The sequence below is a fragment of the Streptomyces calidiresistens genome (genome assembly GCF_014141525.1).
GTDB classification, from domain to species: domain Bacteria; phylum Actinomycetota; class Actinomycetes; order Streptomycetales; family Streptomycetaceae; genus Streptomyces; species Streptomyces calidiresistens.
Genome location: NZ_VKHS01001448.1, coordinates 1 through 662 on the forward strand (window position 1 = coordinate 1; position 662 = coordinate 662).

Below are 662 nucleotides of genomic sequence, written 5' to 3' on the forward strand. Positions count from 1 at the left end.
CCTCCCACCCGACCCACCGGCCCCAACTCCCCCCGGGGCGGGGAGGTTGGGACGGAACCGGAAAGGGGAGCGGCGGCGACGGTCGGAGGCCGCGGGTGACGCGCACCGGGGTCGACCGACCCCGGAAACCGCGTCGGCCCGCCCCCGGGGGGACGGGCCGACGGATCGACGGATCATTCCGGCGGCCCCGACGAAGGGGGCCGCGAAGAGCGTCAGGCGCTCTCCACCCCCACGTAGGAGCCCTGGAGGTACTCGTGAACAGCCTGCTCGGGGACCCGGAAGGACCTTCCCACCCGGATCGCGGTCAGATGACCGGCGTGCACCAGGCGGTACACGGTCATCTTGGACACTCGCATCACCGCGGCGACCTCCGCCACGGTCAGGAACTTGGCCCCGTTGAGGAGCCCTTCACCAGCAGCCATGCCACACCTGACCTTCCGCACATGTCGGACACCGGCTTCCCCTCCGGCGCCTCCCTCTCGCATGTGCGCTCATCCCCAGATTAGGGGCGCGTGATGCGAGGGGGGAAGAGGGGCAGAACGAGTCTTTTACCGTGACAGAGAAGCCCTATCGGGCAGGAAGGGGAAGGAGCGACGGATGGGGACACGTTCGAACCCCGGTGGCGATCCGGAGCGGCCACACCCCCCTCCCCCGGCCTTCTC

The 662-nt window shown here is 70.2% G+C and carries 1 protein-coding gene; it reads right to left on the reverse strand.

What is annotated here, in order from left to right:
- Positions 1-212: 212 nt before the first annotated feature.
- Complete coding sequence (locus FOE67_RS27760) at positions 213-422, reverse strand: helix-turn-helix domain-containing protein (protein ID WP_143623409.1); 210 nt, start codon at positions 420-422, stop codon at positions 213-215.
- Between the last annotated feature and the right edge of the window lie 240 nt (positions 423-662).